At 27.4% G+C, this 1,155-nt stretch carries 1 protein-coding gene; it reads left to right on the top strand.

Annotated features, from left to right (window positions below; all coding sequences use genetic code 11):
* Positions 1-41: 41 nt before the first annotated feature.
* On the top strand, positions 42-542 hold the full coding sequence (locus tag RI68_RS02095) for a glycosyltransferase (RefSeq protein WP_017193596.1): 501 nt from the start codon (positions 42-44) through the stop codon (positions 540-542).
* Positions 543-1,155: the final 613 nt, after the last annotated feature.

Raw genomic sequence — 1,155 nt, 5'->3', positions numbered from 1 at the left:
AAATAATTTTTTCTAAAAGGTATTTGTTTTAGAAAAATTAGTTGTTTTCATTCGGAACTATTTTGCTGGGGCTCACCCGTTTAAAAGATGATTTTATTTGTCTTTATGTAGGCAGATTATCTGAAGAAAAAGAGATTAATTATTTAATCGAAGGTTTTACTGCGTTTCATCTTAACCATCCTCAAAGTAAGTTTGTTATTATTGGCGATGGCCCAGATAAAATTAATTTAACCAAAAAAGTTAAAAAACTCGGTTTAACTGATAAAATAATTTTTTTAGGTTTTGTGGCTTATCAACAATTGGGTTTATATTATCAATTAGGCGATGTTTTCCTTAATGCTTCTTTATTTGAAACACAAGGATTAACTTATATTGAATCTCTGGCCGCTTCTTTGCCTTTGTTAGTGCGTTATGATCCAGTGTTGGAAGGCGTTATTCAAGAGGGCGAAAATGGTTTATTTTACCACACTCAAGAAGAATTAATAAAAGAAGTTAACTCTTTTATTTCAAGACCCTCAAGAAAGGCAAAAATTAGCTCTTAAAGCTAAAGAATCAGTCGCCATTTATAGTCAAGAAATATTTGCTCAAAAAATCATCCAAGTTTATCAACAATCTTTAGTTCATTATCAAAAAGAAATTTCGGAACCAAACAACTATTAATGTTTTTGGTCCAAATTTTTTTTTACTATAAAAACGGACTTTTTCCTTAAATTGATACTTTTTTTATAAAATAAAAAGAAAAAAGATTTTTTTTGGTTTATTTTTATTATGTTTATTTTTGTTATAATGAATATTAATATTATCAAAAAAGATAATTTACTGTTATTTCTCGCTCAAGTTTTTTGATAATATAAAAAAAGAAATAAAGACAAAAGAATCAACGGGTGAGCCCCAGCAAAAGTGGATCCAAAAGGAAACAACTAATTGAACCAAATTGTTTATTAATTAAAATAAACAGTTTGGTTTTTTTATTTAGCCAAACTTAAAAAAGGAGTTTTAAAAAAATGAACGAACAAGAAGCAGCAGCAATTTTATTTTCGTTAAATATGCATGAACAAACCCACAACAAAAAGAAAAAACAATCTAAAATCTATACAGGTATTGATTCTAAAGGTTTTATTGACACTCTTTGCCTTAAAAAGCCCAAAAAAAAGC

Origin of the sequence: Vaccinium witches'-broom phytoplasma str. VAC, assembly GCF_000309405.1 — a bacterium.
Lineage (GTDB): Bacteria > Bacillota_I > Bacilli_A > Acholeplasmatales > Acholeplasmataceae > Phytoplasma.
Note: the sequence above shows the minus strand (reverse complement) of the source record. Positions and strands in the feature narration are given on the sequence as shown.